This window comes from Sphingomonas ginkgonis (assembly GCF_003970925.1).
In the GTDB taxonomy this organism is placed as follows: domain Bacteria; phylum Pseudomonadota; class Alphaproteobacteria; order Sphingomonadales; family Sphingomonadaceae; genus Sphingomicrobium; species Sphingomicrobium ginkgonis.
The window spans coordinates 861,158-886,183 of sequence record NZ_RWJF01000001.1 but is presented as its reverse complement, the minus strand read 5'-3'; the positions used below and the strand labels follow the sequence as shown (position 1 = coordinate 886,183).

31 protein-coding genes are annotated in these 25,026 nt (G+C 63.9%); 24 read left to right on the top strand and 7 right to left on the bottom strand.

Going from position 1 to position 25,026, the window contains the following annotated elements; translation table 11 throughout:
- Positions 1-34: 34 nt before the first annotated feature.
- The 16 genes from HMF7854_RS04340 to HMF7854_RS16245 all read left to right on the top strand — a co-directional run bounded on the left by HMF7854_RS04340 (position 35) and on the right by HMF7854_RS16245 (position 9,256).
- Positions 35-361: a transcriptional regulator gene (locus tag HMF7854_RS04340; RefSeq protein WP_126717975.1), complete on the top strand. Its 327-nt coding sequence runs from the start codon at positions 35-37 to the stop codon at positions 359-361.
- Positions 358-891: a hypothetical protein gene (locus tag HMF7854_RS15675; RefSeq protein WP_185829150.1), complete on the top strand. Its 534-nt coding sequence runs from the start codon at positions 358-360 to the stop codon at positions 889-891. Before HMF7854_RS04340 ends, HMF7854_RS15675 begins: the two co-directional genes overlap by 4 nt.
- 128 nt (positions 892-1,019) lie before the next feature.
- Positions 1,020-1,241, top strand: coding sequence for a hypothetical protein (locus HMF7854_RS04330; RefSeq protein WP_126717974.1), 222 nt, complete (start codon positions 1,020-1,022; stop codon positions 1,239-1,241).
- A 92-nt stretch (positions 1,242-1,333) separates the two neighbouring features.
- Positions 1,334-1,732: a hypothetical protein gene (locus tag HMF7854_RS04325; protein WP_126717973.1), complete on the top strand. Its 399-nt coding sequence runs from the start codon at positions 1,334-1,336 to the stop codon at positions 1,730-1,732.
- Entirely contained in the window at positions 1,729-2,013 is a 285-nt protein-coding gene (locus tag HMF7854_RS04320) for a hypothetical protein (RefSeq protein WP_126717972.1), read from the top strand. Before HMF7854_RS04325 ends, HMF7854_RS04320 begins: the two co-directional genes overlap by 4 nt.
- A 25-nt stretch (positions 2,014-2,038) precedes the next feature.
- A complete protein-coding gene (locus tag HMF7854_RS04315; RefSeq protein WP_126717971.1) occupies positions 2,039-2,242 on the top strand; it encodes a hypothetical protein in 204 nt (67 codons plus the stop codon).
- Positions 2,235-2,477 (top strand): DUF2312 domain-containing protein, encoded by a 243-nt coding sequence (locus HMF7854_RS04310; protein WP_126717970.1) that lies wholly within the window; start codon positions 2,235-2,237, stop codon positions 2,475-2,477. The genes HMF7854_RS04315 and HMF7854_RS04310 overlap by 8 nt, the downstream gene beginning before the upstream one ends.
- The gene (locus HMF7854_RS04305) at positions 2,477-2,896 is read left to right on the top strand and encodes a helix-turn-helix domain-containing protein (RefSeq protein WP_126717969.1); all 420 of its coding nucleotides are present in this window, start codon (positions 2,477-2,479) and stop codon (positions 2,894-2,896) included. The genes HMF7854_RS04310 and HMF7854_RS04305 overlap by 1 nt, the downstream gene beginning before the upstream one ends.
- Positions 2,893-3,189, top strand: coding sequence for a hypothetical protein (locus HMF7854_RS04300; protein WP_126717968.1), 297 nt, complete (start codon positions 2,893-2,895; stop codon positions 3,187-3,189). The genes HMF7854_RS04305 and HMF7854_RS04300 overlap by 4 nt, the downstream gene beginning before the upstream one ends.
- Positions 3,186-3,404 (top strand): hypothetical protein, encoded by a 219-nt coding sequence (locus HMF7854_RS04295; protein WP_126717967.1) that lies wholly within the window; start codon positions 3,186-3,188, stop codon positions 3,402-3,404. Before HMF7854_RS04300 ends, HMF7854_RS04295 begins: the two co-directional genes overlap by 4 nt.
- Positions 3,401-3,916 carry a hypothetical protein gene (locus tag HMF7854_RS04290; protein ID WP_126717966.1) on the top strand — a complete coding sequence of 172 codons (516 nt, stop codon included), beginning with the start codon at positions 3,401-3,403 and terminating at the stop codon, positions 3,914-3,916. Before HMF7854_RS04295 ends, HMF7854_RS04290 begins: the two co-directional genes overlap by 4 nt.
- The gene (locus tag HMF7854_RS04285; protein ID WP_126717965.1) at positions 3,913-5,100 is read left to right on the top strand and encodes a hypothetical protein; all 1,188 of its coding nucleotides are present in this window, start codon (positions 3,913-3,915) and stop codon (positions 5,098-5,100) included. Before HMF7854_RS04290 ends, HMF7854_RS04285 begins: the two co-directional genes overlap by 4 nt.
- Positions 5,101-5,468: 368 nt before the next feature.
- Positions 5,469-7,115: a recombinase family protein gene (locus HMF7854_RS04280; RefSeq protein WP_239016834.1), complete on the top strand. Its 1,647-nt coding sequence runs from the start codon at positions 5,469-5,471 to the stop codon at positions 7,113-7,115.
- 134 nt (positions 7,116-7,249) lie between these two features.
- A complete protein-coding gene (locus HMF7854_RS04275; protein ID WP_185829149.1) occupies positions 7,250-7,528 on the top strand; it encodes an ArsR/SmtB family transcription factor in 279 nt (92 codons plus the stop codon).
- A 101-nt stretch (positions 7,529-7,629) separates the two neighbouring features.
- The gene (locus tag HMF7854_RS04270; protein WP_126717962.1) at positions 7,630-8,796 is read left to right on the top strand and encodes a DNA cytosine methyltransferase; all 1,167 of its coding nucleotides are present in this window, start codon (positions 7,630-7,632) and stop codon (positions 8,794-8,796) included.
- Positions 8,771-9,256 carry a very short patch repair endonuclease gene (locus HMF7854_RS16245; protein ID WP_420822358.1) on the top strand — a complete coding sequence of 162 codons (486 nt, stop codon included), beginning with the start codon at positions 8,771-8,773 and terminating at the stop codon, positions 9,254-9,256. The genes HMF7854_RS04270 and HMF7854_RS16245 overlap by 26 nt, the downstream gene beginning before the upstream one ends.
- Before the next feature lie 11 nt (positions 9,257-9,267).
- On the opposite strand, the gene HMF7854_RS04260 is transcribed toward HMF7854_RS16245, so the two are convergent.
- Genes HMF7854_RS04260 through HMF7854_RS04245 form a run of 4 tightly spaced genes read right to left on the bottom strand, consistent with a single transcriptional unit; the run spans position 9,268 to position 13,802 of the window.
- Entirely contained in the window at positions 9,268-10,608 is a 1,341-nt protein-coding gene (locus tag HMF7854_RS04260; protein ID WP_185829148.1) for an AAA family ATPase, read from the bottom strand.
- A complete protein-coding gene (locus HMF7854_RS04255) occupies positions 10,605-12,005 on the bottom strand; it encodes a hypothetical protein (protein ID WP_126717959.1) in 1,401 nt (466 codons plus the stop codon). The genes HMF7854_RS04260 and HMF7854_RS04255 overlap by 4 nt, the downstream gene beginning before the upstream one ends.
- Positions 12,002-13,051, bottom strand: a complete 1,050-nt coding sequence (locus tag HMF7854_RS04250) for a hypothetical protein (RefSeq protein WP_126717958.1) — start codon at positions 13,049-13,051, stop codon at positions 12,002-12,004. The genes HMF7854_RS04255 and HMF7854_RS04250 overlap by 4 nt, the downstream gene beginning before the upstream one ends.
- Entirely contained in the window at positions 13,041-13,802 is a 762-nt protein-coding gene (locus tag HMF7854_RS04245) for a hypothetical protein (protein WP_126717957.1), read from the bottom strand. The genes HMF7854_RS04250 and HMF7854_RS04245 overlap by 11 nt, the downstream gene beginning before the upstream one ends.
- Positions 13,803-14,011: 209 nt before the next feature.
- Here HMF7854_RS04245 and HMF7854_RS15670 point away from each other — a divergent pair, with 209 nt between their 5' ends.
- A complete protein-coding gene (locus tag HMF7854_RS15670) occupies positions 14,012-14,158 on the top strand; it encodes a hypothetical protein (protein ID WP_185829147.1) in 147 nt (48 codons plus the stop codon).
- Here HMF7854_RS15670 and HMF7854_RS04240 read toward each other — a convergent pair.
- The gene (locus HMF7854_RS04240; RefSeq protein ID WP_126717956.1) at positions 14,155-15,951 is read right to left on the bottom strand and encodes a hypothetical protein; all 1,797 of its coding nucleotides are present in this window, start codon (positions 15,949-15,951) and stop codon (positions 14,155-14,157) included. The genes HMF7854_RS15670 and HMF7854_RS04240 overlap by 4 nt on opposite strands.
- A gap of 341 nt (positions 15,952-16,292) precedes the next feature.
- On the opposite strand from HMF7854_RS04240, the gene HMF7854_RS04235 reads away from it, so the two are divergent.
- The 5 genes from HMF7854_RS04235 (at position 16,293) to HMF7854_RS04205 (ending at position 21,539) form a co-directional block, all read left to right on the top strand.
- The gene (locus tag HMF7854_RS04235; protein WP_126717955.1) at positions 16,293-18,284 is read left to right on the top strand and encodes a MobA/MobL family protein; all 1,992 of its coding nucleotides are present in this window, start codon (positions 16,293-16,295) and stop codon (positions 18,282-18,284) included.
- A gap of 179 nt (positions 18,285-18,463) precedes the next feature.
- Positions 18,464-19,102: a hypothetical protein gene (locus HMF7854_RS04230; RefSeq protein ID WP_126717954.1), complete on the top strand. Its 639-nt coding sequence runs from the start codon at positions 18,464-18,466 to the stop codon at positions 19,100-19,102.
- 3 nt (positions 19,103-19,105) lie between these two features.
- Positions 19,106-19,354 (top strand): hypothetical protein, encoded by a 249-nt coding sequence (locus tag HMF7854_RS04225; protein WP_126717953.1) that lies wholly within the window; start codon positions 19,106-19,108, stop codon positions 19,352-19,354.
- Positions 19,355-19,428: 74 nt separating this feature from the next.
- Positions 19,429-20,910 (top strand): hypothetical protein, encoded by a 1,482-nt coding sequence (locus HMF7854_RS15995; RefSeq protein ID WP_239016833.1) that lies wholly within the window; start codon positions 19,429-19,431, stop codon positions 20,908-20,910.
- A gap of 197 nt (positions 20,911-21,107) precedes the next feature.
- Positions 21,108-21,539 carry a hypothetical protein gene (locus HMF7854_RS04205; RefSeq protein WP_126717949.1) on the top strand — a complete coding sequence of 144 codons (432 nt, stop codon included), beginning with the start codon at positions 21,108-21,110 and terminating at the stop codon, positions 21,537-21,539.
- Between the two features lie 84 nt (positions 21,540-21,623).
- Here the strand turns inward: HMF7854_RS04205 and HMF7854_RS04200 are convergent, their stop codons facing one another.
- On the bottom strand, positions 21,624-21,833 hold the full coding sequence (locus HMF7854_RS04200) for a hypothetical protein (protein WP_126717948.1): 210 nt from the start codon (positions 21,831-21,833) through the stop codon (positions 21,624-21,626).
- 202 nt (positions 21,834-22,035) lie between these two features.
- Here HMF7854_RS04200 and copM point away from each other — a divergent pair, with 202 nt between their 5' ends.
- A complete protein-coding gene (gene copM / locus HMF7854_RS04195; protein ID WP_126717947.1) occupies positions 22,036-22,356 on the top strand; it encodes a CopM family metallochaperone in 321 nt (106 codons plus the stop codon).
- Positions 22,357-22,408: 52 nt separating this feature from the next.
- Positions 22,409-23,830: a YncE family protein gene (locus HMF7854_RS04190; protein WP_239016832.1), complete on the top strand. Its 1,422-nt coding sequence runs from the start codon at positions 22,409-22,411 to the stop codon at positions 23,828-23,830.
- Here the strand turns inward: HMF7854_RS04190 and HMF7854_RS04185 are convergent.
- A complete protein-coding gene (locus tag HMF7854_RS04185; protein ID WP_126717945.1) occupies positions 23,827-24,897 on the bottom strand; it encodes a YeiH family protein in 1,071 nt (356 codons plus the stop codon). The genes HMF7854_RS04190 and HMF7854_RS04185 overlap by 4 nt on opposite strands.
- Positions 24,898-25,026: the final 129 nt, after the last annotated feature.

Genomic DNA, 25,026 nt, shown 5'->3' with positions numbered 1-25,026 from the left:
ACAGCTCTTATAGACGGCTATAACTTGCCGACTCGTGGAAGCTGAGCATCTCACATCGTTTGAGGCTTTTGACCTCGCGGTCACCCGAGCTGGGGGGCAGAGCGCCTTGGCACGAATTTGCGGCTGTACACCGGGCAACATCAATCAGCTCCTACAAGCAAAGCGGGATTTGCCGGCGGAGTACGTGCTCAAAGTCGAGGCTGCGACCGGCGTGTTGCGCCACGATCTCCGTCCCGACATTTACCCCCGTGGTCTCCAGGACGGCGTCCCCTTTGTGCCCGCGGATCTCGTATCCGATAGCGGCGATCTCGTCGCCGACGATCGGCGGCCAGTTTTGCAGCCGAAGGGGGATGTCGCGTGACCAAGCGCCGCGCCGCCCTCACCTTTGAGAACGCGCTGACGAAGGTCGCTGGCCGGATTGGCTGGTCGGCAGTCGCGCGGATCTGCAATCGCGCCGAGCGCACCGTCCGCGCAATGTCCGATCCGGACGTCACCAGTTGCGTGACGCTCGCCCAAGCTCGCGATCTCGACGTCGCGTATCGCGCCGCCGCGGCGGCAGACGAGCCGGACGGCGCGCCTTTCCTCATCTGCTACGCGACGCAGGTCGAAGCGGCGGTGCAGGCTGCATGCCCGACCCGGGAAGTGCTGCTCGCCTGCGCCTCGGCCAGCGCAAAGGAAGGCGGCGAGGCTGTTGCCGCCTTGCTGGGCGCCGCCCACCCGCTCGCGAGCTTGGCGACGATCGCCGGCGCCGAGCGCGAGATCGAGGAGGCGATCGCCTCCCTCACTGCCTCTCTGCAGGCGCTGCGCGCCAAGCGCGATGCGACCCACCAGGGCGAGCAGCTGCTCGACCTCGACGCCAGCCTGACCGCCGCCGGGCTGCAGCTCCAGTGAGCCGCCGTCCCGCCTCGACCGGGCCGCCCTAGGCCGGCGCCAGACCTCCAACCGCACTGCTGACCAACCAGCGCCGCCGCGAGCACCCTGCCTGCGGGGACGCCTTTCTGCTGCCTGAAAGGATCCTGATGTTCCAGGGACCCATCGATCCCGCCGCCGAGAAGCTCCACTCGGCCTGGTGCGACTGCACCAATTGCGCCTCGCCGGTGCGCCGCCTTGCCCGCGTCGAGCGCGACCGCCGATGGCTGCGCGTTCACGCGATCGTCTTCGTGGCTGCCATCATCGGCTTCTACGGAATGCTCGCCTGGTACCTGCCTCAGGTCCTCGTCGCGTTCGGGCTGGCGCACTGATGGTCTGGGGTACTCACGCCGCCCGTCCCGCTCGCCCGCGCGGCCGGACTGTCGCCCGCGGCGCTGTCGCGTTCCCTCTCGAGCTCGAGCCCATGGCGCCGCCTGCGAAGCTGGCGCAATGCGAGCGATGCGAGACCAGTGTCTTCCTGGTTGGCGACCAGCTGCCGGAAGATTGGATCCGCGTGAACCATCCGGCGCGGGGCTCGACCGCCTACTGCCCCGACTGCCAGCATGCTGCGCCCAAGGCTCGCACCAGCGGCGCTCGGGCGATCGCGACCCAGCCCGCCGGCCCCGCGCCGTCGCGCCATCGAGGGTGTCGCATCGGCCACGAGGTCGCACTCGGCATAGCGGCCATCCAGATCCGCGCTGGTGCCAACCCACCTCCAGGCCGTGACGAAGTCGTGCAGTTCCTGCTCGATCCGGCAGCGCTGCATGAGCTGATCGTCGAGCTCGGCGCAATCCGGGCGGCGTTGGTGGGGCAACCCTCATGAACGCCGATGACCGTCTGGCCACCGAGATCGCGATTGCTGCGGCCAATGAGGCGATGCGATCGATCTCGATCAAGGTCGCCGTGCTGCCGGCCCGCCTGCAGAACGCGGCCATCCTGGCCGTATTCGTCCGCCTTGCCGGCCGCGCCGAGGCTTACCGCCGGCGGTACCCCGAACTCGCCCCGATGTTCGCCAAAGTGGGCGACATCGCCGAGCAGGACCTCGCGCTGATGCAGCGCGCGAGCGACGCACACGAGCAGGTTGGGACCGTTGCCCATGGCTAACCCCCCAAAAACTGGGGGGGGGGGGGTGCTGAGCCCCGCCCAGCGCCGCGCCTTGGCGCGCCGACAGCTCAGCCTGGTTGGGCCGCCCAGCATCTTCGGGCCGGGCACCACCCTCGCCGCGCTGCGCCGCCGCGGACTGATCGTCGGCCGCCAGCCCCATGCCGAGCTGACAACTCTGGGCGAGCGCGTCTGCCGCTCGCTGGACCGCAAGGAGAATCGTGATGGCTGAAGAGAGCGTCGCGGCCGAGCAGCTGCGCCTCTTCATCGAGCGCATTGAGCGCCTCGAGGAAGAGAAGAAGGGCATCAGCGACGACATCAAGGATGTCTACGCCGAGGCGAAGTCGAACGGCTACGACGTCAAGACGATGCGCAAGATCGTCGCGCTTCGCAGGCAAGAGGCGCATGCGCGCCAGGAAGCCGACGCCCTGCTGGAGACCTACCGCACTGCGCTGGGGCTTCACTGATGCGCAAGACGGTCCTCCTTTCCAGCCCGGCACCGGTCTCAATCGAGCGGATCCGCTCCGTTGTGGCCACGGAGTTCGGGCTTAGCGTCCGCCAGCTGCAGGGCAGCCGCGGAGACAAGGCGGTCTGCCTGGCGCGCCAGCTCGCGATGGCACTCGCCTACCGGCACACCCATCACAGCAACGCGGTGATCGGTCGCCTGCTCGGCGCCCGCGATCACTCGACCGTTGTTCATGCCCGCACCCGCATAGCCGAGCGCCGCCACCAGGACCTCGACTTCGATCGACGCTGCCGCCGGCTCGAGATGCAGCTGTGTGAGCCTTGGGAGTGGCCGGACGAGGTCCAGCTGACCTTCCTCGACGGCCCGCTCTTCGACTGGCTGCCGCCGGCACCGCTCGCCTCCGCCGCGGTGCCGGCATGACCGTCGTCGTCACGCATCATGCGATCGATCGCTATCTCGAGCGCGTCGCCCCGGTGAGCCGCCTCGAGGCACAAGCTGCGATGGAAGCGGCTGCCAGGGGAATCGAGGCGTCCGCCGCGATCGGCGCGTATGTGGTGCGCCTAGCCAGCGGCGCCCGCCTGATTTGTCGCGGCCGCGAGCGGATCCGCGTCGTCACCGTGATCCCCGCCGGCGAGATCGTCGGCGGTCGGGTCGCCGTCCTGCCGGCGCTGCGCGCGCGGCGAGGCTGGCCGCAAGGGAGAGCGCTGCAATGAGCGCCATTACACCCGAAGCAGCCGAGCGCGCTGGAGACGCCGCACAGATCGCTGTCTTCCGCTCGGCCGACCGAGCGGAGGAGGCGATCAACCTCGCTTTGGCCGGCGTCTACTACTCGCTTGCTCATCTCCAGCGTCAGCTGGCCGCCACGGAGCGGCAGCTTGCTGATCTGGATCGGCTGCTCGCGCGTGAGCCGCGAAGGTTAGCCGCATGACACAGAAGCACGAGACGCTGCCGAGCGAGGCGATGATCGAAGCCATGGCCGACGCGATGCAGGAGATTGCAGGGCCTGATGCGCGGCCATGGCCGAAAGAGAGCGCCGCCACCACGATCAAATTGAAGGCCCTGCTTGTTGCCATCTGGCAAGCCGCGGAAGCCACCCGCCCTCCATCATCCCCGACCGGTGATGAAGTCTCTCCGGTGGAGGAGGCACATCGCTTCTGGCTCGTTTTCCAAGAACCCGGTTGCGTCCCTAACCGCAAAGGACCGTGGCCCGTGTCGCGGTTGGCCGAAACTCTGCGTGAGGCAATGAAAGCCCGGCTGACCTCTTACATTCACGTACTCACAGTGGACGAGCAGGGCGTTCCTCACGTCGAGCACGGCCCCGAAGTGCTGCAGATGCTGGATGGCCGTTCGATGTCGACGGGCAGAAAGCACAATGCAAGGGTCCGGGAAGCCGAAACAATCCGCCAACAGCAATCAGATTCATTGAAGGCCGGCTCATGACCCGCTGGTCAGAAGCCGAGCTGCAGGTGCTCCGCACGGTTTATGTGCAGCGGGGCCTCAAGGCTGCGGCGATTGAGCTACCTGCCCGAGCTGAGCGCTCGATCTACATCATGGCGAGCAGGATGGGCCTCCGCACGGAGCATCGGCCATGTCCGCGTGGTAAAATGCGCAGCTCCGCCGCTGAGGCGCTAAGGCTTCGTCGCCAAGGGTTCTCCTACTCGGCAATCAGCCGCCAGCTAGGCATGTGCGAGGCGACCGCGACCAATGCGGTCCTCGTCGCGGAATGCCTCGAGGCGGGGCATCGGCCGATCGAACGGGATCACAACAGGAAGATCCTGGCGGCAGGACGCGAGCGCCTCCGGCTTATGCTCCGAAAGGGCTTCAAGCACCGAGACATCCAAGTCCGCCTCGGCTTGGCCGCATCCTCGATCACCCGGGAGCGTCGGCTCTATGAGCAGGAGCTGCGCGATCGTCGCCTGGCACCCTTGCCGCCCGCGGGCGGTGGTGAGCGATACTCAGGTGCAAAGATTTCGTCTGCGGACCGGAAGGCTGTCGAGCAGCTCTACCTTGAGGGCTTTGGCGCCGGGAAGATCAGCGACAGGACCGGTGTCTCTCGAACGCACGTTCTTCGGATTCGCGAGAAGCTCGTTCGCCGGCTTGGCCGGAAAGGGGAGGCGCTTCCCGGTTGCGACGCGGATGGTCGCCGGATTGTCGTCCGAGATCACGCGCGCGCGATCCCGACTGATAACCTTCGCCGGCTCCGTGAGCTTCTGCTGGCTGGGGAACCCGTCAGCCGTGCGGCGCGGCAAGCCGTCGTTGGCAGCTGTCGAGCGTACCGGGTTTTCCATGAGCTGAAGGCGGAGCTCGCCGCTCGGGGCGAGGAATTGCAGCGGAAGCCATGGCGCGGCAAGCGACTGCAGTCGCAAGCGCTAATCGTGGCGCCCGCGCTGCCCGGCAAACGATGGGGCATTGACCGGTACCGTGTCCTGATCCGGGCGGGCCGCACGCACGAGGACGCTGTTCGCCAGGTCAAGGCCGACTGGGCGGCACATGTCGCCGCCCTGCCCTTCGAAGAACGAATCCACCTTCAGATCAAGGCGGGCGCGAAGGTCAGCAAAGTGGTGCGGCTCGCGCCCGTCATGCCTGAATGGACTTTCGGCGGTGTCGCAACAGGTGCGCTGTGAACTGCTCTAGCATGCGCCTGCCAGGCGGCGGTGCGGCAATCGTCTGCGGGGCTCGGCGACGGTGCCGGTGCGGGCGCCGCGCGACGCTCGAGTGTGACTGGAAGGTCCCTGAACGGCGGAGCGGCACCTGTGACGCTCCGCTGTGCAGTCGCTGCACGACGTCGCCGGGCCCGGGCAAGGACCTGTGCCACGCCCATGCCGTGGCTTTCGAGGAATGGAAGCGGCGTCGCCCATGACCTCGCCCGAACTGCTCGCGCTCGCGCGCTCCCTTGCCCGGGTCATGGAAGCCCGTGACTTTGCTCGGTCCAACCATGGAGTCGAGCATGCCCCAACCACAAGCCGCCCGACGGCGGAAGACCGCCGCTAATATGGACCAGGTCCTGATCTATGCCCGGTATTCGACGACCCTCCAGCGAGAGGCATCGATCGAGGACCAGGTCCGCATCTGCCGCGAAGCAGCCGAGCGCGAGGGCTGGGCCGTCACCGGCATCCACACCGACTACGCGATCAGCGGGGGCGTGCGGGACCGCCCTGGGCTTAACGGCCTTCTCGAAGCGGTCGGGCGCGGTGCCGGCACGGTGATCTTGGCTGAGTCGATCGACCGGCTCTCGCGCGACCAGGAAGACATCGCCGCGATCTTCAAGCGCGTGGCCTTCGCCGGCGCCCGGATCTTCACACTTTCCGAGGGCTGGGTTGGTGAGCTGCACGTCGGGCTCAAGGGCACGATGTCGGCGCTGTTCCGCAAGGACCTCGCCGACAAGACACGGCGCGGTCAAACGGGCCGGGTCCTCGCCGGCTTCAACCCTGGCGGGCGAGCCTACGGGTACCAGAGGGTCGCGCGGTTCGATGAGCGGGGCGAGCCGATCCATGGCTTGCGCGAGATTGATCCGGACGAGGCGGCGATCGTGCGGCGTATATACGCCGAGTTCGTCGATGGCCGCTCGCCGCGGGAGATCGCCCGCCGCCTGAACGGCGAAGGGGTGGCGGCGCCAGCTGGCGGCAAATGGTCAGCTGCCAGCATCAACGGTGACCGGGTCCGCGGGAACGGGATCCTGCAGAACGACATCTATCGCGGCGTCCTGGTGTTCAATCGCACCCGGCGCTTTCAGGATCCGGACACGCGCAAGAAGCGCATCCGGCCGCGACCGCCCGAAGAATGGACGGTGCGCCCAGCGCCCGAGCTGCAGATCGTCAGTGATGAGCTGTGGGAGGCCGTGAGCGCGAGGCGTGCCCGGTTCGACGGGACGCGAGCAGAGCAGCAGCGCCGGCCGAAGCGCCTGCTCTCCGGCCTGGTTCGCTGCGCAAGCTGCGGAGGCCGCTACGTGGTCATCGGTGCCGAGAAGTGGGGCTGCGGCAACCGGCGTGAACGCGGCGACTGCGGCAACGGGCGGACGATCCAGACCCATCTCCTCGAGGCGCGCGTTCTCGCCGGCCTCCAGGAGCAGCTGCTCGATCCCGATCTCGTGGCCGAGGTTGTTCGGGAATATCGCCGCGCGGCCCAGGAGCGGGCCGGCACCGAAGCGAAGGAGCGCGCCCGGGCCGAGCGGCGGCGCGACAAGGCGAAGCGCGACGTCGACCGCCTTATTCGAGCTGTGACGGACGGAGGAGCCGAGTTCGGCGAGATTCGCTCGGCGCTGGAGAAGAGCCGGGCGGACCTGGCCGCGGCCGAGCTGGCGATCGCCGACGTCGGCGCCGGCGCGGTCATCGCTCTGCATCCAGGAGTGGCCGACGATTACCGGCGGCGAATTACTAACCTGCGAGAGCTGCTGACCGGGCCGGAGGACGCTAGCCGCGCCGCTGCCCAGCAAGTCCGCGCCCTCATCGATCATGTCACCGTTGCGCCGGCCGAAGGCCGAACGGGAACGGTGATCACGATAGAGGGTCGCCTCACGGCGCTCCTCGACCTTGCCGCCGGGAGGGCGGTTAACTCAGTCGATGTATGTCAGCGTTGGTGCCCCACAGACGACAGAAGCGGGCACTCAAATCATTGGACAATTTCAGTGTCGCGATCCTGAAACCACCAACCTTGCTGGCTTAACGGCAGGGATTTGGTTGGGCCTACCCGCGCAATAACCGATCCCAGCTATGTCGGCACAACTAGAGATTGACTGACCAATATGCATGTCTATGTATATACAGTGACGTGTATATGGATGCCTTTGAAGCTCTTGCCGATCCGACGAGGCGACGTATCGTCGCAGCGCTGCGGAACGGCGAAAAGCAGGTCGGCGACATCGTCAGAGTGGCCGGTGTCCATCAATCAGGCGTGTCACGCCATCTTCGGCTTTTGCATGACTCAGGCTTTGTCACGGTTCGACCTGAGGGTCAGCGTCGATTTTACGCGCTTCGGCCGGATCCATTTCGTGAGGTCGACGTGTGGCTCACCAGCTATCGTAGCTTGAAGAGGGATCCGGAGATGGCAACGTGACTCCGCTTCAGAGCCCGCATCAACTTCAGACAGTGATTGCACCCCGTCCCTCGCTCAAAGTCATCGACAGTAAGCCGCTAAGAGTGGATCGGCGCGATCCCATGCCGGCGTCAACGACTTGCGGTTTTCGAGTCGCCGGCATGTTCGCCGGGGTCGGGGGTCTTGAGGAGGGTTTTCGCCGAGCAGGGCATTCCAGTTCGATGCTGTGCGAATTCGATCCCGCAGCAAGGCATGTCCTTTCTCGGCGCTTCGCAGACGCTGAGATCTCCGAAGACGTGCGTGCCCTCAGCGCTCTGCCCGATTGCGACGTCCTGACAGCGGGCTTCCCCTGCCAGGATCTTAGCCAGGTCGGACGCCGCGTCGGAATCTCCGGCCCCAATTCAGGACTCATCGGCTCGGTCTTCGATCTGCTGCGCAAGAAAGCAGTCACTCCGCAGTGGATCGTGCTCGAGAACGTACCTTTCATGCTGAGCCTCGATCGAGGGCGAGCAATTCGTTTGCTTGCACAGGAGTTTGAATCGATGGGGCTCTCTTGGGCGTATCGAACGATCGACGCACGATCTTTCGGGCTGCCGCAGCGCCGACGCCGCGTAGTTGTGCTTGCGTCGAAAGCGCACGATCCACGACCCGTGCTCCTAGGAGTCGATGAAGGACCTCCTGCGCCCTTCAAACGCGGAAACCACGCGTGCGGGTTCTACTGGACCGAGGGAAACACCGGTCTGGGGTGGGCCATAGACGCCGTGCCGCCCCTGAAGGGCGGGTCGGCACTCCACATCCCTTCGCCGCCCGCTATCTGGTTCCCCCGAACAGGTACAATTGCCACGCCCTCCATTGAGGACGCCGAACGCCTGCAGGGCTTCGAGCCGGGTTGGACCGATCTCATGGACTTCGATCCGCGCGCAGCCCGTAGACGATGGCGGATGGTGGGCAATGCGGTGAGCGTTCCGATGGCCGAATGGATTGCAACCCGGCTCACGGCCGAACGGAGCCACTTCGTAGAGCAGGACGCCGGCGATCTCCCGAGTGAAGGGAGTTGGCCGGGGGCCGGTTGGGGGCATGGCGGAAGGAGGGGGCGTTCTCTCGCTTCGGAGTGGCCAGTGAGCCGGCCACGCCAGCACCTCGCGTCCTTCCTACGACAGCGGCCCACCCTTCTCTCGCGCAAAGCCGCCGCGGGTTTCTTGTCACGCCTGGTTGCTAGTTCGCTCCGCTACGATCCGAAGTTCCGCTCCGACTTGCAAGACCATGTTAACGCCTTCGGTCGGCCCTGACCAAATGGAAGCGGTAGATCCGAGTACCAGTCGCCGAATGGCCCGGACTCGGCAACGGGACAACGCACGAGAACTCGCCCTCCGCTCCGAGCTCCATCGTCGGGGTCTGCGATATCGCGTCCATCAACGCCTTCTTGAGGGGTCGCGACGCACTGCGGACATCGCCTTTCCACGGCGCAGAATTGCCGTGTTCCTGGACGGGTGTTTCTGGCACGGCTGCCCCGTCCACGGTACGAAGCCTCGGAACAATGCCGCTTGGTGGCGGGAGAAGATCGATGCCAACGTCGCTCGGGACCGTGACACCGATGCAAGGCTCGCGGCCGCCGGCTGGTTGGTTGTGCGTGTATGGGAACACGACGATCTTGGCGACGCCGCTGACCGGATCGAGCAAGTGGTGCGCGCAACTTCGACCCCGCAGCACTTAGCCACCATACGACCCGACACCGGCCAAGCCACTTAAGGAAAGACGGGTCAGATTCGGTAGACGCGACCCATTGCCAGGAGCGCGTTCCAAATGGTGCGGTGGGCTTCGAACCCCGCCCAGGTGCTGTCACGCGCTCCGGCCGCAACCGTATCGCAGCCGTGCACATACTCATCGACGACGCCCGTCACCGATTCTCGCCCGACTACGATGCACCCGATCTGATGACGTGACAGGGAAACACACCAACGCCCCGCCTGAAGATCGAAAGCGGTGGGCGTTCCGACCCTTGAGAGGGGGTGTCGGACTATTGCAATTGGCAACTGCAACCCCTGCCAGCGCTCTACCGTATCGACCCGGATGCCGCCGCGTCCGCGTTGCCGCAGTTCGTCGCTAATGGCGCCGCCAGCGATCACATGGGGATCGATGCACCCGATGTCCTCTTCGGCCAGAATGCCGCGCCCGACCCATTCAGCTTGCCGTGTCAGGATGCGATCGGCCAACCGGGCCATGACGCGCGCTACCTCTCGGTCTGCCTCTTCGTGGGGTGGCGGCGCGCCCGGAAGCGTTATCGCGACCAGGCTCTGCCCCTCGGCGATAGCGTCGAGCGCGTCGTCGATGCCCCGTTCCAGGCCAGGAACGCCGAACCGGAGGGTTCGATCGCCCCGATCCACAACCGATTCGAAAGGTAGGTCCGGATAGAAGGAAGCTTGGACCAATGCTGCGGTGTCGGGAAGCAGGCGGCGGGTGACCGGCAGGCCGTGCACCGGCGTGTTTGGGAAGCGATCGAGGATGTAAGCGGGCGCCGACCAATGAATTTTATGCTCGCCCGCCTCAAGATTGGTCGTGTCGGCCGAGCTGACCGGCTCGAGTTGGCCAGGATCACCGACCATCAGCACCCGTGTCGCAAGATGGGCGATCGGCAGGAAATCTGACGCCGACAGCTGATAGGCCTCGTCCACAATCATTAGGTCGAAGCTGCCGGGTCCTAAACGATGGAGATGGGACGCGAGGAGATGGGCATTCGTAAGCACGATCCCGGGCCCGAGGTTAAGCGCCGTGTCCCACCCATTGAACGCGTTGATCTGGCCGACGAGGTCCGCTGGCAGAACTCGGTGCGTGGCATGAGCAAGCTGGAGGCGGGGAAGCTGGTACTCGATGAAGCGTCGTGCGATGTCGTAGAGCTGGCTTACACCCGGCGTGACCACTACCACGCGCATCGAAGGAGCACCGACGGCCACTGCCCCGGCACATTCGACCAGGAAGGTCTTGCCCGCGCCCGGTGGCGATTTCGTGATCGACAAGGGCGCGGTGCCGAACAGGGCTTCCCTGACGGCTTCGTCGATGACCCGGTCGGCCTGGTCGAGAGCTTGCTGGAGTGCGACGGTCACGGGCGCCTCATGGCCTGCGCGGCGGCAAGTGCTGAAATAACTGGAGGTGTCCGGGCGGAAAGGACCGGCGGCGCCGAACTGTAAAAGACCCATGGCTGCTGCGCTGCGACCGCGCTCAGTGCGCGGTAATTTACGAACGCGAACGGGGCACGGACGAGTTCCACTGGTGCGCCGGTTGTGAGGACGTGACGAGTCCTCACTCCGGTCTTGATCTCGAGGTCGATCCTAACCCCTCCTGGAATCGAGGACAGCCCCCGGACCACGCCGGTGACATTGGTGCCGAGGATGCGGACTTTGTCGTCCTGGCGGAGCCGGTTCACACCCTGCTGTGAGTGGATATCGATCGAGCATGGGTTGTAACCAGGCCGCGGCTGGCGAACCGCACCGACCTCTCCGGCGACTACACCGCCTGCCCGAATCGCCTGTTGCCGAAGCATCGGATCGTTCTCGAGTGCCGCGAACGTAGCCTTCTCTTCACCAGCCTCCATCGTTCCCAGCTCGGCCGCCAAGCGGTGCGGCTGGCGAGCCGGATAAAAGCCATTGGCCAGCGCATCGCCGACCCGCTTGCTCGAGTCCGCGACCAATTCATCTAATCCGGAGGAGGGCAACCCTAGGCCGAGGAAAGCTTGTCGGCCCTCGACCAGTAATTGCCACTCGCGACGCACCCAATGCCTGAGGATGGCGGCGATCTGCGCCTCAAGGCGGGCTCGACGCGATCCCCTCGCCGCTTTCGCTTCCTTGCGCAGTCGATCGATTCGATCGTCCTCTGGATGATCGGGCGTGTTGGGTAGGATGCCTGACGCGGGCAGCCTTACTCGCTCGCGCGACTCCACTAGGGGATCCGGCACGGAAGGATCGAACCAGGCAAGGATCGCATCGAGGTGCCCCTCCTCAATTGGAGACATTCCGGTGACCACGTGGTCTTGCAGCAGGGCGGTTGCGTCCGCGACCAATTGCTGGCCCGGAATGGTCGCCTCATGCGCGATCACACGGCACAGTTCACCCATTCGCACGATCTCGTGCTGAGCGGTCCTGTTGCGCCAGTAGCGGTGCCCAAGCACGTCAAGTGCCTCAAGCGTGATAGCATGCGGGATCCAGACCCGCAGCGGCGCCCCGGCGCTCATCGCTCGGGTGACGTTTTCGTCAAGGAAGCGCGCGAAAGGCAGCAGATCGCTGACGTCTCGACCAATCGGATCCAGGCGGACGACGATGGTTGGCTCCTGGTCCAGGGAACCGAACGCAAGGGCCTGGATGTGCTCCTCAGTGACAATTTTGATTGTCGCGACACCGATGGTGACGTCAGGATCGGGCGAGAGCCGGCTGGACGTCCGGGCCGAAATCGCCTGACGTCGGCTGCGTGCCAGCACCCGGTGGAGACTATCTTCGAACCCGTTCATGCTGCCCTCCCGATTGCATCGCGACCGCCTAGTGCGCGGAGCTCGGTGGCGATGATGCGCTGCTGTTCGTCGATGGGTGCCGCCGCGCCCGTCATGAGGGCTAGCAGGTGATCAATCGTGGCTCCGCCCAGCATCCTGCCGGCGACGTCGCCCATGTCGGCCGCGGTGCCGGCGACGCGCTGGCGGCACCACTGAGCCATGACGCAGCTAGCCAGGCACGAATCTTTGAAACTGGGCTGGAGGTCGCCGACAACAGTGTAGGGCTCGGCCCCTGCCCGGAGCTCGTCGACCCGCTGCCGATGGCGCAGGAACGCCCGAATACCGATCTGGACGGCCTCAATGGCGCCGCCGATGTCCTCAACCCGGGGAGCATGAGGAGCGAGTCCGTTCGGTTTGGAGAAGACGAGCATGCCCAGCGGCGCAACGATCACCGTCTCGTCAAGACGGTGATATTCGTGGCGCAGCGCTAGGTTCTGGGCTCCGAGCTGCAGGCGGACCCGAGCGAGGTCGCCGGCCGAAACCTCGTTCTCTCGCACGATGAACGATTTGAGGTCGCCCGGGAGATAGGTGCCACTCTCCGGCGTCCAGACGAGGAGGTCGGGTGCGATGAAGAAATAGGGCTTTGGACCCGGCCGAGTGGGGAGGAGCAATTGCGGCTGGACGATGATGTCAGGTGCCGTCCGACCGGCCAGCCGATCGGCGAGGATATCACGGGTGATGCGCAGCCGCGCGATCCGGGCGTCGTCTTTCGAGCCCGGATGATCATCCATCAGGTTGCGCACCATCACCCGGTCGGCGGTGGTACCCACCTGGTTTGCGAAAGCCTCGCGGAGCAGGCGGGCATCTCCAGCGAAGGCGTTGCGCTCGAACTGGGCACCACGCCGCTTTGACGACTGACGCTCGCCAAATTCGCGGTCGTAGGGCTGGCCTACGACCCGTTCGTAGAAGCGCTTCTCCGAACCTTCCTGCAGCACCATCGCGCCGAGGATTTCGCACTCAGGGTTACCCGCGAGGCGAACCAGTGCCGTGCTTCCCTTAACGCTCATCGATCGCACTCCTCCAGGAGGGCGAAGACCCCGGCAGAGACACGAGGCCGTTGCGTGACCCAAACAGGAGTTCTCGGTCATTGAGGCGGGCGGCGAGCTCAAGAGCCGCCTTTTCGCGCAGGACGCGATCGTGATCCGAGTGGCGGTCGAGTGCACCGGAGATGGCTTTAAGCCACTCGTCGTACGGAAACTCGCCGCGCCGTACCGAAAGGCCGGCATCGCGCGCCTGGTCAGCGGCTACGTACTGCAGAACTTCCGGCTGTTCCGCAATAAGTTCTCCGGCTTCCACCCGTCGCGCGAGATCGATCGCCCAAGCCGCACCCCGGAGGAAAAGGATCCGGCCACTCATCGGACCCACGATGCGATCCGCAAGCGGCCAGTCGGACCGGGCCCAGAAACGCTTCACTGCTCGCCCTTGGTCGTGCGTCAGACAATGGCAGAGGTAGACGGGACGAACCCGGGAGGAATCGTAGGATTTGGCCTCATCGTTGGAAAGCGTTCCGAACCGGGTCGCGGGTACGGTCCGGCCGTGGAGCGGTCGAATGATGCCAGCCAGCATGAGCGAGTTGAGTGGGGTGGCGGCCTCGTCGAGCATGTCGGCTACCAAATCGCGGATCGGACGGGTCGATTCCTGCCGAGCTGGCCGGACCCGCTTCTCCAGCGCGACCCGCTTGGCCCTGAGAGCCGCCAGCTGTAATTCCAGCTCTGCTTCTTCATCCCTGAGCCGGTCGAGATCGTGAGCGATGTCCATGTCCTATAGCTATAGGAGCTTATAGGACTTGTCTATCGCATTTTATCGGACTTGTTGAGCGTTGCCCGTAAGGCCTTGGTATCGCAACGAAGAATTATTGCAGCTCCCTGCTTTAGGAGAGCGGTTCGACAGCCTATATTGGCCTCGGAAACGATTTTCTCCACTCGCGGTTAAGCCCGTCCGTGCTATCGGGGTGTCAGAGGTGAACGATGTTCGAATATGGTAGCGGCTTCTTCGAGCAGAACGATGTGGCGCTTGAGGACATGCGCGACGTGATGTCGGCTGCTGCCATCGCGCTTGCCGAGCGCATGGCTGACGATGAAGTGGCCCTTGAGGGCGAGGTCCAGGAGGACTAGCCCCCCGATCGCGGCGGGATCGGCCACCGACCCGCCATGATGTCCTCGTTCGGATGCTCGATCCCTACGGGGACCACGCCGCTCAATTTCCACGACTCTGCACCGTGCTCATCATGGCGCCCGTCGAGCGTTCGCTCCCGCACCCGGCTTGGCTGGAGCGTGAGGCACATTGCCTGCGCGCCTGGGGCAAGGTTGATCTCCGTCAACGTGCCGGTGTCGTCCTGGAAGAGGCCGATCTGCCGCGACGGCAGGAAACGGCCCGTGTCGTTGCTCCGCTGGATCAGGCCAAGCGAGGACAGGGTCAGGACCGATGACCCTGGATCCTCGGCGAGCACGGTTGCATAGCGAGCTGGCCAACGTGATGCGATCTGGGGGCCGTCCATCAGGAGTGAGATTACGAAATTGGGTCCAATCCCGCGCACGAGTTCTTGGCACGGATCACTCCGCGCCAGATCTTCGCAGATAAGGGTGGTCACCGTTGCGCCGCCGCGCAGGACCATGACGTCAAGGCTGCGCGATAAGATATCGATGCGCTCCCACCAACCACGGTTCACGTCGAGCGCCGAACCCAGAGCATAGTTAGTGATCTGCGACTTCTCGATGCGCCAACGGTGATGCTTTTCGCGAATGGAGACGTCGAAGCTTGGTGTTCCCGAAGGCGAGCGCAAGAAGCGCGCCATACCGGTGAAGTTGCCCTTCCGCACAGCTTTGCCTGCTACCGTCTGGTCGAAAAGTCCTGAGACCAGCAACTCGAGACCTGGCCTGTTCTGCAGCGCCTCGCACAGCAACCGGAAAACCTGTGAGCCGAGCGCCACCTCAGGAAGAACAAGCGCATGTACAATGCCGACGTCCACCTCGGCCCTAGCGAGCAGCGCCTCGATGAACTCCAAGAACGTTCCGAATCCGTCCAGCGGCTGCCCGTAGTCGCTCTTGGCGCACCAATGGGGTTCGACATCGAACCAACCCCAGCTCGCATCCGCGGCCGGGTGACCGCTGAAAGCCGATGCGCGGATGCAATAAGGAGTTGGCACCACCATGACGTTGAACGGCCGCTCGGCGGCAGGCTCCTGCTGATCGCTCCGCGACGGGGCCAAACGCCAATAGGCTCGCGCCATTCCACGGCCCGGTAGCAGCGCAAGGTGGTGCGACAAGGACCGGATGGTGCAGCCGACCTTCGGCGTACGGCTCTTGGGCAGGATGCAAATCTGGTCAGCGTCGGCGCGCGAGAAGGTAATAGCGCCGCGCGGCGCCATCCGCTCTCTCGCAATCGCGCGCCTGATAGGAAACTCAACATAAACGGCTTGGGCCGATTTCTTCCCGGCGACTTCGAAGCCTATGTCCATCGCCGCTTCGTCAGCGATGCAGAAGAGGGAGAGCGCAGCCCGCCACCAGGAAGGGTACTTCGTATCCGGTCCGATCGGCACGAACAGTGGCTCGTCGAGGTGCCGTTGAAGAATGCGCCACGCGGCCAGCAGCGCCTCGGGCGGCGGTGGTAGTTCCTCCTCTCCAGTTCCGCGCCATTCTGCACCGGCTCGTACCCAGGTGTCACGATCTGCAGCGGCAACCGTCAGCGACCGTGGCGTGAGCGGAGGAACCTCCGGGCTGACATGATGGTAGGCGCCGCTGCGCATGAGCAGCGACCCAGCAAGCGCAAATAGGTCAACAGCCGAGCAGGGCGGATTGCGCCATGACTCATGCAGCCTCACCGGTTGTTCACGACCCTCGGCTGCAGCCTTCAGCCGCTCACGATAGATCTTGTGGTCGACGTAGCCCCGGGGGAAGATGGCACGCATCCCATCCCGAAGAGTCATCCCCGCCCCGACTTTCGCCGCCATCTTCCTGCCGGTCACAGACAAGCAAATTCCTCCACAAACCGCAGGCCGCGAGATCTTCTATGATCACGCCGATGCGGCGAAGCTCTAGCGACTGTCCGTTTGGCTATCCACCAGCGATCATCACGAGCGGAGGGCGGTCTGAGAAGCGGCAAAGGACGCTAGTCAGCTGTAGTGGTGGGAAGAAGGGATAGGAGGGGGGGGTGGTGCGCAATTAAGGACAAAAACCGCCCTGCCCGTTAGGGCGCTTTTTATCCTTTTCGACCACCCCTCTTTCTTCCGTGTAGTTGGAGCGTAAGGGCATGAAACGCCCCTTGATGACCATTGGCGACCGGTCGGTCACCCCGGAGCAGGTCCAGTCTACGGTGAGCAAGGCCTCGGCGGCTTGGCTCAGCGATCGTCGCCCGAAGAAGGCGGCGGCTGAGCGGAAGCGGCGCCATCGGGCCCTCACTCAAGAGGAGCGGGAAGCCAAGGCGCTCGCCACCGCCACCGCAAAAAAGAGGCGGGCGGACGAACGGGAAGCGCGCGAGCTCGACCGCTTGCTGGCGCGGATCGGCTATCTAAGCCGCCGGAGCCAGCGGGAGGCGGAAGCGATGCTCCGGGTACGGGTGAGTTGGAAGAGCAGCGCCCAGCCGAAGGTCACGGCCATCTGCCCACGCAACCTATATACAAGAATGGCGCCCGAGCTGACGGAGCGGACGAAGGCCGCGCTCGCGACGCGCTCCCGCGTTGCGGTCGACGGCTTCAAGAACATCGTGCTGCGAAAGATCCCACGCGGATACGGCCGCAAGGAACGAGGGACCCGTGCCTACGAGCATGGTGAGGCGGCTGACCTGGCCAGGTACATCCTGAGGGATCAGGCTCTGGAGACCGGGAGCGTCAATCGCTTCAGCAACATTCTGGAGTTCGACGGTCCCAACGCTCTGTACCAAACAGACGCATTCTCTGTGGACGATCGCCGCTGTGCACAAATCGTCGCCTTCTGGAACGCACTCGAAGCCTTTGAGGCCGAGGCCGATGCGGACGGCAACGTCTACAGCCATCTGATCGTGGCTATGCCGCACGAGCTAAGCCCCAATGGGCGGGCTCAAGCACTCGAGGATCTCTGCTTCCGACTTGATGCTCTTCATCTTCCATATGTCGCCAGCCTGCATAGGCCTGATCCCAAAGGGGACGTCCGAAACTTCCACGCTCACATCATCATGTCGCCGCGGCCATTCGCCGTCGAAGGACCGTTCGCCTGGAGCTTCGAGGCCGGCAAGGCGACCGAACTGAATTCTCGCGCTGGATACGATTGGCTGCGCCAACAAGCGGCGGCGGCCTTCAACCATGCCCTGGAAAAGGAAGGCAGGGCGCTTCGCTACACCGGGATCGCTCAGGCGAAGCGAGGGGTGCCGTCCACGGGTGAGGCTCACGACGGCCCGGCGAAGACCGCCCGCAAGCGGCAACAGGAGGCAGACGAGGCCGAACGAAAGCGCCTCACCGCCCAGCTCGCAGCGCACGTCGCCGCGGTCATGAACCGGCAGACGTCCCTGGGGACCGAGATACAGCAGATCTTGCACCCGCCAGTGGTGAGCGAGCCGCAGCCAGCCATCTCTCCTGCCCTGGCGGGATTGCGCAAGAAATACCCGGACCCGCTCAAGCTTGAGGGCCTATCGGTCCTCGACTTTGTCGCATTCACGCCGGCCGACCACGCCAGCGACGATTGGTTCGGGCCGGCGTACAATCTAGCGGTTGAGCTTCGGCGAGGAAATTGGGAGCTGGTGCGCGACAACGGCGGCCAGCCCGAACTCGCCGTTGAGAAGCGCTTGGAGTATCAAGCACTCCGCCAGGCTCCGGCGCTGCCCGACATCGTGGATGAGGCCCTGCGTGAAGCCCATCGGCGGATGGTGGCAGAACGCGATTGGAAGCGGCGGGTCCGACGCGACAAGGAGCGCATACGAAAGGAAATGTTGACGTGGCTTAGAGGCGCGCCAGTGTCGCTCTTCGATAGCGAAGCGAATGTCCTACCCGAGTTCCGGGACCGCTTTCCCAAGCACGTAATGGCGCTCGATGGCGTCCGGAAGGCCATGGTTGACTGCCATATCGCGGCGCTGGAGCTGCAGAGGCGCTCAGCGGCTGCTACAACCAAGCGTGTCCCCGACGAAGTAGCATCGCGATTAGATCTGGGCGCGTCCTTGCCACCTCCAGCGCCTTCGAGCCCGGCCGTCGACGATGGCGCCGAGAACCAGCTGTTCGACGCTGTTCGGCAGGGATTGGTCAAGCTCCCTGGGAAGAACTTGGGTAAAGGGTAGAAGTGTCGATGGCCGAGATCACCGACTAGATTGAATGTCTTGATCTGGAAATGGCCTGCGGCTGCCTGCCGGTCCAACGACAGCGTTCCCGGCAAGACTTTAAAGTAGCAAGCAACCTGGTCGCAAACCGAGCGCGCGGCATGCTCTAGCTGAACTTCCTCCACAGCTTCGGAGGAAGAATGTTCGTCCCTTTCCAGCCAGATCCCCGGATCAAGTCAGTGCTCTCCCGGTTCGGATTCGACGAGGAGGCGGCGATCACGCCGCTTGCCGAGCTGAAGCGTGAGATTCATCAATATGGCGAGCGCCGCTGCGACAAGGAAGCGAGCCGCGACAACCTCATCTACTATCTTGGCTTTGCCTTCGCAGTGAACGAAGCTCTCGACGTCGACAGCCTTGGTCTGACTGGCCTACTCTCAATTCCACTTGAGGCCTTCGCTACCATCCTGGTGGAATCCGATGAGCCCGCAGAGGGCAGCGATCGCTTGATCGACGCTCTCCGCTATGCGCTCTCCCAACCGGCCGTGCTCGGGTGGGCTCGAGCCAAGGGCGTGTGGCTGCAGTGGAAGCGCCTGGAAGTGGTCTACCGCAAGGAGATCATCGACTTTCGGAAGTCGGACGCATTCGACCGCCCGGGGTGGCGCAAAAGGTCGATCACCAAAGCTCAGCACTACATGGTTGGTGAGATCGTCCGGATCCTCGGGGTCGCGAATCCGAGGCTGGCCACGCGGGGCGAGGCGTTTAACTTCATTGCCCACCATGGCGGCAATCCGCGCTTCCTCGTCGAGCCGCCCGCGCCTGCCAACTTCTGGGAGGCCTGAGCCATGAACCTCCACGATTTTCTCTCGGAGGCGCTGGCCGCACTCGACCTACTGGGCGAGGTGCAACGGCTGCAGGCGAGCATGAGTGCCCAGGTCGACGCGCTGCGAACTGCGGACGGCTCCAGCCCGTCCCGCGCAGACTTCCTCGAGCAAGTACGACGAGATTACGAGGAAGTCAGCGGTAAGCTCGTGGCGCTGTCCGAAATCATCACCGTATTTTTCGAACATCGCGAAACGCTTGACAAAGCGTGATCGGCATCCGACTTTCTAGCCGTCTTGGAACTCCTCAGCAGGTTCATTCGAGAACCGTTTAGAGGAGTATCCCAGTGTTCCAGTATAATCTCGACGCCTTTGAAGCCGTGCAGAATGCCTGCGCTGGCGAGACCCTTGGTGTTGCTGCGGTTGTTGCGACACCCACGACCGCCGCCAGCGAGCCGCTGATGGCAGGCACCAGCTTGCTCAGTGTGACGCGAGCGCTGTTGTGCCAGGACTACCTGAACGCCTTGTTGGGGCTTCCCGAAGCTGAGCAGAGCGGACAGGTGCTGCTTGGATCCACCGACTTCTGCGATGTGAGCAACGTCCACCTGTGGTGCCCCCGCGTGCGGTTCCTTACCGTACCGAAGAACGCTCCCGCCATGGCCGAGCGGATCAACTGGATGTGGCACGCAGGATCGCTGCGAACGGATGCCGATTTATTCGACCGCTCCATCGAAGCGATCGACATCATGGTAGGACAGGTGGCGCCGCACGGAGAGTTTGATCCCGAGACGCTGGCAGACGACTTGTTCCATCTGAGCGCGGACCACGCCGAAATCGTCGATGCACTCTTCCACGGCGACCTCGACGATGTCCCTGACCTCATCGACGAGGCCGACGCTGGACGCGAGGAAGAGCTCGCTTTGGTTCAAGCAGCGGCCTGGACGTACGTCTGCTGGAGCGGCTTCGAAGGCCAGCGCCAAGCTTGCTACGGCTGGCGCCAGAAGCACAGGCCGCTTGACGGAGTATGGGACCTGGCCAGTGACAAGCCGGTGACCATCGGTCAGCTCTTCCGGCCGCGGTTGAAGCAACACGAGTTCGCTTCCGAGATGAAGGACCTATACGAGGCCAACGTTGCAAGCGGGACCTGCGAAGTGACCGACAAGCGCACCATCAACAGTATCGAACGACGGCTGAAAGAGGTCGGCCTCGGCTTCATCAATCGCAAGAGCGAGAAGGAGATGTTCGCAGCCTTCGGCGCCGGTCGGGCCGCCTGTCTTGTTGAGGAACTGAAAGAAAGGGCAGTCGCAGCTGACTTCTACCAGTGCTGCTATCGAGCCGATCTGAAGAGTCCCGGCGGAAAGAGCAGGGCCGGCAAGCATGCCGATGCTCTGTTTGCGCGGATTTCCTGCGTTGATCGCCTAGCCGTCGTCGTTGCTCGCACCTGCCACCTGGCGGAGCTGGCGCGGCACGCCAAGACCAGCGATGATCTCCGTGCGATGCTCAACGCCCACCTGCCCGGCATTCTTCGTCCGCAGAAAGACAAGCGAGATGCACCGGAGAAGCAGCGCATGCGACAACTCTACCATGTCCTGCGGATCGAGTTCCTGCGGGACGGGGAGCATTGGTCAAAGGCAGAAAAGAAGCAGCCTCGGGACAAGCGTGCGCTGCCCGCCTTGGAGTTGAGCGAGGCGGAGCGCCAGCGTGGCCACGAAATCTTCGATCGGTGCTGGCGGGAGCTGCGTCGGCAGCCCTCCGACTGGCGCTTCCTCTCGCCGTTCGGATGGTCATATGATGGGCGCCCGCGGGTCCGATTCAGCGCACCCCGGTGAAGCCAGCGTCAGATGAAGGCCGCTGCTCAGCGGCCTTCATCTGGTCTCAGGCTCATCCTCAACGTCTGCGCGTATGTGATCGAGCTGCGTCAGCTATGCGCCCATTCGGGTCACAGGAAGCGGTCGTTCGTTCAGCGAGCAACGAATGTCTTCTTCCGACCCATTGCAGACATTAGCGTCCGAGCTATCGTTACCTCATGGACAAATCCGTGGCGGTCTATCGCGTGAATGGAACAGTGGTCGTCGCTCCGATGGTTCGCACCACAAGCGGCCTTGGCTTGGAAGTTGACCCATGCACACTTGGCGCTTCCCCGGAACGGGAAGCCGTCGAGGCCGCGCTTAGGTCCGCCCTTGCTCAATCTGGTCGCATCGTCCCGCATCCGTCGCAACATGAGTGGAAGGGTTCGTTTGACCCCTTCTTGAAGGCAGCGGGCGTCCGCAGCCTCACGGCGTTCATGGCGACGGCGCAGTCGCTGCACGTCGATGAGGAAGCCGGTGCGGTGGTAGTTACGCCGAACCGCAACCTAGGCGCTAAGGAAGGCTTCGAGCCTGTCCTCACCGACCGGCAGACACTCCCCAATCTGAGTGCGGCAGCAAGCGCGGTCTTGGAGTTGTTGCCTCAAACCTAATGTCCGTTTTCCACCCATCGCGGACATTCACGAGATCGCGCCAGGTCCACCGACCCAATGTCTGGAATGGGTGGAAAGCGGACCTCAGCGATCTGCATCCGCGCCGCGTGCTGCCCACGCAATGCCGCCGCCTACGCACGCCGAGAAGACCGCAAGGCTGATGCAAACGGCTAATAAAAACCTGCCCCAGTCCCCGACGAAATATCCGAGCAGGGGAACGCCGACGAAATAGAGGAGGAGGGCTCCAACGACGGTGAAGCACGCCACCACCATACTGCGTTCGACGCGATCCATTCCCTCACACTAGAGATCGTCGCAATGTCCGCAATGGGTCGGAAACAGACACTCTCCCCGCCGATGAACCAGCGGCCGCTTTCGTGACCTCGCAACGAAGTTTGGACAGTCCCCTATCGGCCATCATGCGACCCGTGTTGAGGTGGCACGTTCATCGCACCGCAGCCTGACCATAACTCGGCTTCCTTCGAGGGAAAACGACATGAAATTTGCTACCCCGCTCGTTCTTTTAGTCCTCACGGCTGCAGCGTCGCCGCCTGGAAACACGTTCTTGGCGGACATGACGACCGCGATGGAGCGCATGCATCACGGCATGATGCGGCCTGCGAGCGGCGATCCAGACCGCGATTTCGCCGAGATGATGATTGTCCATCACGAGGGTGCGATCGATATGGCGAAAATCCAGCTCCAGTACGGAAAGAACGAACAACTTCGCCGCTTGGCGCAGGGGATTATCGTCGAACAGCAGCAGGAAATCGCGACGATGAAACGCATTCTGGATGAGCATAAAGCCAGTCATTGAACGTATCGCGGGAGGCCGCGTTAGGCTCGCAAGTTTTCAAGGAGATACGCCTGTGACCCACCGTTCAGTGGCCGCAATTGCGGCCGGCCTGCTGGCAATCGCGCCCGCCAAGGCGCAGCAGGTTCCGAACGGCAAATACGACGTACCGGTCAGCGCGCGTGATCGGTTCTACACGTCTGATCAGTTCTCGAACACGGTTTCAGTCATCGACCCATCGAGCAACCAATTGCTTGGGGTCATCAAGCTTGGCGACCAGACGCCGGGCAATCTCAGTCCGCTCTATAAGGGCCAGCTGCTGGTTCACGGCATGGGCTTCTCGCCCGACGGGAAGACGCTGGCGGTGGTATCGATCGGGTCGAATTCGGTCAGCTTCATCGACACCGAGACCAACACGGTGAAGCATACCGCCTACGTCGGACGCTCCCCGCACGAGGCCTTTTTTCGCCCCGATGGCCGCGAGGTATGGGTCAGCATCCGGGGCGAGGATTACGTCGCCGTGCTCGACGGCAAGACGTTCCGCGAAACAGGGCGGATCACGGTCCCTACCGGACCAGGTATGACCATCTTTTCGCCAGACGGGCGCTATGGCTTCGTCTGCTCCAGCTTCTCGCCGGAAACCGTGGCGATCGACACACGGACGAAAAAGGTCGCCGGGCGGGTCAAGCAGGCCAGCCCTTTCTGCCCCGACCTTGCCGCCACGCCGGACGGTAAGCAGGTGTGGCTAACATTGAAGGACGTCGGAAAGGTCATGGTGTTCGACGCTCGCCCGCCGTTCAATATTCTCAAGACGATCGATACTGGCCCGATCACCAATCACGTCAACATCGCGCGCACCGCGAAGGGGCAGTTCGCCTATGTCACGGTCGGCACCGAGAACGTCGTAAAGGTTTTCCGGACCAGCGATTTCGCCCAGGTGGCGTCAGTTCCGGTCGGTGCGCTACCCCATGGTCTTTGGCCGTCGGGCGACGGAAGCCGGATGTACGTCGGTCTGGAAAATGCCGACATGGTGGCGGTGATCGATACCGCCGCAAACAAGGTTATCGCCAACGTGCCCATCGGCCAAGGGCCGCAAGGCGTCGCTTATGTGCCGGGTGCGGTCACCGCCGGTGACGGACGGTCGAATTTGATGCCGCTGGCCAAGGCGCTGGCAAAGACCCAGCTGGAGTTGTCCGGGACCGGGCGAAGTCAGGTCACGCTGTTCGACCAGGGCCAAGTCCAGATCCTGCAGGCGGCGGTCGCGGGCCTGCCGCCCAAGACCGACTTCATCCTTGCCCTTGCGGACCGGCCGGACGGGCGAGGCAAGCTGCAGCCGCTGGCCAAGTTCACGACAAACCCGGCAGGCAGCGCCATCGTCAACGCGATTGGCCCGATCCGTCAGGTCGTGACCGACGAGGCCAGTGACGATCGGCGTTACCTCGTCGTTGCTAATGGGACGCCCGATGCACCGGGCGCTCCGGTGCAGGTGCAGCGCTAGGCGAGGCCGATCGCGAATAGCAACGCAAAGCTGATTGCGCCGAGCAGCACGAGCGACAGGACGACCGTCGCGGTCACCGGCCCTCCGGCCTTGGCGACGGTGCGGACATCGACACCCAAGCCGAGCGCGGCCATTGAGACGATCGTAAGAAAGGTCGCCAGGGTGGCGAGCGGCGCCAGGATGGCCACAGGGATCAGCCCCAGCGAGCGGAGCGCAACCATCGCCAGGAAACCGAGGATGAACCACGGCGCCAGCTTGCTCAGCGGTGGAATTTTTCTAGTGGGAGCCTCGCCGGCAATTACTGCGTCGGCCGGCTCGGACTGAGGCGCGAGGCGCGGCGCGAGGAGGGCCAGAATCACGCACACCGGTCCTAGCATTAGCACCCGCACCAGCTTGACCAGCGTTCCCATTTGCACCGCTACTGCGCCCATTGGCGCGGCGGCGGCAATCACCTGTGGCACGGCATAGACGGTGAGGCCAGCGAACGCTCCATAGCCATGACTGCGCAGCCCGAGCGCCATGCCGATGAACGGCAGCGCCAACACCACGATGACCCCCAGCACTGCGGTAAAAGCGATCGACGCCGCGACGTCGTCTCCGTCAGCGCCGATCACCGGCGCAACCGCCGCGATGGCCGAGTTGCCGCAGATCGAATTGCCGCACGCCACCAGCAGTGCCATCCGCGTCGGCAATCCCAGCATCCGCCCGATGGCGAAGCTCGCGACGATGGCAATCGTCACTACTATGACGATTCCGAACAGAAGGGCCCAGCCGGCAGCCAGGATCGTAGCCGCGCTGACCGAAGCGCCGAGCAGCACAACGGCGATTTCCAGCAAGGTCTTGACGCTGAACTGGATTCCTTCGTGCCACCGCTCGCCGGGCGTCCACAGCGAGCGAACCACCGCTCCCGCCAGAATCGCCATTACCAATGCCTCGATCCACGCCTTGCCAAGCAGCGCGATTTCGCCGGCTTGGAGGGCGTATGCCGCCCCGGTAACGGCAAGACATAGCAAGAGGCCGGGGACGATCGATCTCGGACCGAATGGGAGGGCGAAGCGGGCAAACATGGGCGCTCTCTAGCTCATTCGCGTCTTTCTGACGCGAGTTGTCAGCTTACAATTGCAGCTTGCGACAGCTCAAAGGGGACAACGCTGGGAGGTGCACAGCCGAGCCATGGCTTTGGATCAATAGCAGTT

What these genes read in the sequence shown, in the direction of transcription:
- HMF7854_RS04330 (WP_126717974.1), top strand. Translation starts at nt 1,020, where the DNA reads ATGTTCCAGGGACCCATCGATCCCGCCGCCGAGAAGCTCCACTCGGCC.
- HMF7854_RS04325 (WP_126717973.1), top strand. Translation starts at nt 1,334, where the DNA reads ATGGCGCCGCCTGCGAAGCTGGCGCAATGCGAGCGATGCGAGACCAGT.
- HMF7854_RS04320 (WP_126717972.1), top strand. Translation starts at nt 1,729, where the DNA reads ATGAACGCCGATGACCGTCTGGCCACCGAGATCGCGATTGCTGCGGCC.
- HMF7854_RS04310 (WP_126717970.1), top strand. Translation starts at nt 2,235, where the DNA reads ATGGCTGAAGAGAGCGTCGCGGCCGAGCAGCTGCGCCTCTTCATCGAG.
- HMF7854_RS04305 (WP_126717969.1), top strand. Translation starts at nt 2,477, where the DNA reads ATGCGCAAGACGGTCCTCCTTTCCAGCCCGGCACCGGTCTCAATCGAG.
- HMF7854_RS04300 (WP_126717968.1), top strand. Translation starts at nt 2,893, where the DNA reads ATGACCGTCGTCGTCACGCATCATGCGATCGATCGCTATCTCGAGCGC.
- HMF7854_RS04295 (WP_126717967.1), top strand. Translation starts at nt 3,186, where the DNA reads ATGAGCGCCATTACACCCGAAGCAGCCGAGCGCGCTGGAGACGCCGCA.
- HMF7854_RS04290 (WP_126717966.1), top strand. Translation starts at nt 3,401, where the DNA reads ATGACACAGAAGCACGAGACGCTGCCGAGCGAGGCGATGATCGAAGCC.
- HMF7854_RS04285 (WP_126717965.1), top strand. Translation starts at nt 3,913, where the DNA reads ATGACCCGCTGGTCAGAAGCCGAGCTGCAGGTGCTCCGCACGGTTTAT.
- HMF7854_RS04280 (WP_239016834.1), top strand. Translation starts at nt 5,469, where the DNA reads ATGGACCAGGTCCTGATCTATGCCCGGTATTCGACGACCCTCCAGCGA.
- HMF7854_RS04275 (WP_185829149.1), top strand. Translation starts at nt 7,250, where the DNA reads ATGGATGCCTTTGAAGCTCTTGCCGATCCGACGAGGCGACGTATCGTC.
- HMF7854_RS04270 (WP_126717962.1), top strand. Translation starts at nt 7,630, where the DNA reads ATGCCGGCGTCAACGACTTGCGGTTTTCGAGTCGCCGGCATGTTCGCC.
- HMF7854_RS16245 (WP_420822358.1), top strand. Translation starts at nt 8,771, where the DNA reads ATGTTAACGCCTTCGGTCGGCCCTGACCAAATGGAAGCGGTAGATCCG.
- HMF7854_RS04255 (WP_126717959.1), bottom strand. Translation starts at nt 12,005, where the DNA reads ATGAACGGGTTCGAAGATAGTCTCCACCGGGTGCTGGCACGCAGCCGA.
- HMF7854_RS04250 (WP_126717958.1), bottom strand. Translation starts at nt 13,051, where the DNA reads ATGAGCGTTAAGGGAAGCACGGCACTGGTTCGCCTCGCGGGTAACCCT.
- HMF7854_RS04245 (WP_126717957.1), bottom strand. Translation starts at nt 13,802, where the DNA reads ATGGACATCGCTCACGATCTCGACCGGCTCAGGGATGAAGAAGCAGAG.
- HMF7854_RS15670 (WP_185829147.1), top strand. Translation starts at nt 14,012, where the DNA reads ATGTTCGAATATGGTAGCGGCTTCTTCGAGCAGAACGATGTGGCGCTT.
- HMF7854_RS04240 (WP_126717956.1), bottom strand. Translation starts at nt 15,951, where the DNA reads ATGCGTGCCATCTTCCCCCGGGGCTACGTCGACCACAAGATCTATCGT.
- HMF7854_RS04235 (WP_126717955.1), top strand. Translation starts at nt 16,293, where the DNA reads ATGAAACGCCCCTTGATGACCATTGGCGACCGGTCGGTCACCCCGGAG.
- HMF7854_RS04230 (WP_126717954.1), top strand. Translation starts at nt 18,464, where the DNA reads ATGTTCGTCCCTTTCCAGCCAGATCCCCGGATCAAGTCAGTGCTCTCC.
- HMF7854_RS04225 (WP_126717953.1), top strand. Translation starts at nt 19,106, where the DNA reads ATGAACCTCCACGATTTTCTCTCGGAGGCGCTGGCCGCACTCGACCTA.
- HMF7854_RS04205 (WP_126717949.1), top strand. Translation starts at nt 21,108, where the DNA reads ATGGACAAATCCGTGGCGGTCTATCGCGTGAATGGAACAGTGGTCGTC.
- HMF7854_RS04200 (WP_126717948.1), bottom strand. Translation starts at nt 21,833, where the DNA reads ATGGATCGCGTCGAACGCAGTATGGTGGTGGCGTGCTTCACCGTCGTT.
- copM (WP_126717947.1), top strand. Translation starts at nt 22,036, where the DNA reads ATGAAATTTGCTACCCCGCTCGTTCTTTTAGTCCTCACGGCTGCAGCG.
- HMF7854_RS04185 (WP_126717945.1), bottom strand. Translation starts at nt 24,897, where the DNA reads ATGTTTGCCCGCTTCGCCCTCCCATTCGGTCCGAGATCGATCGTCCCC.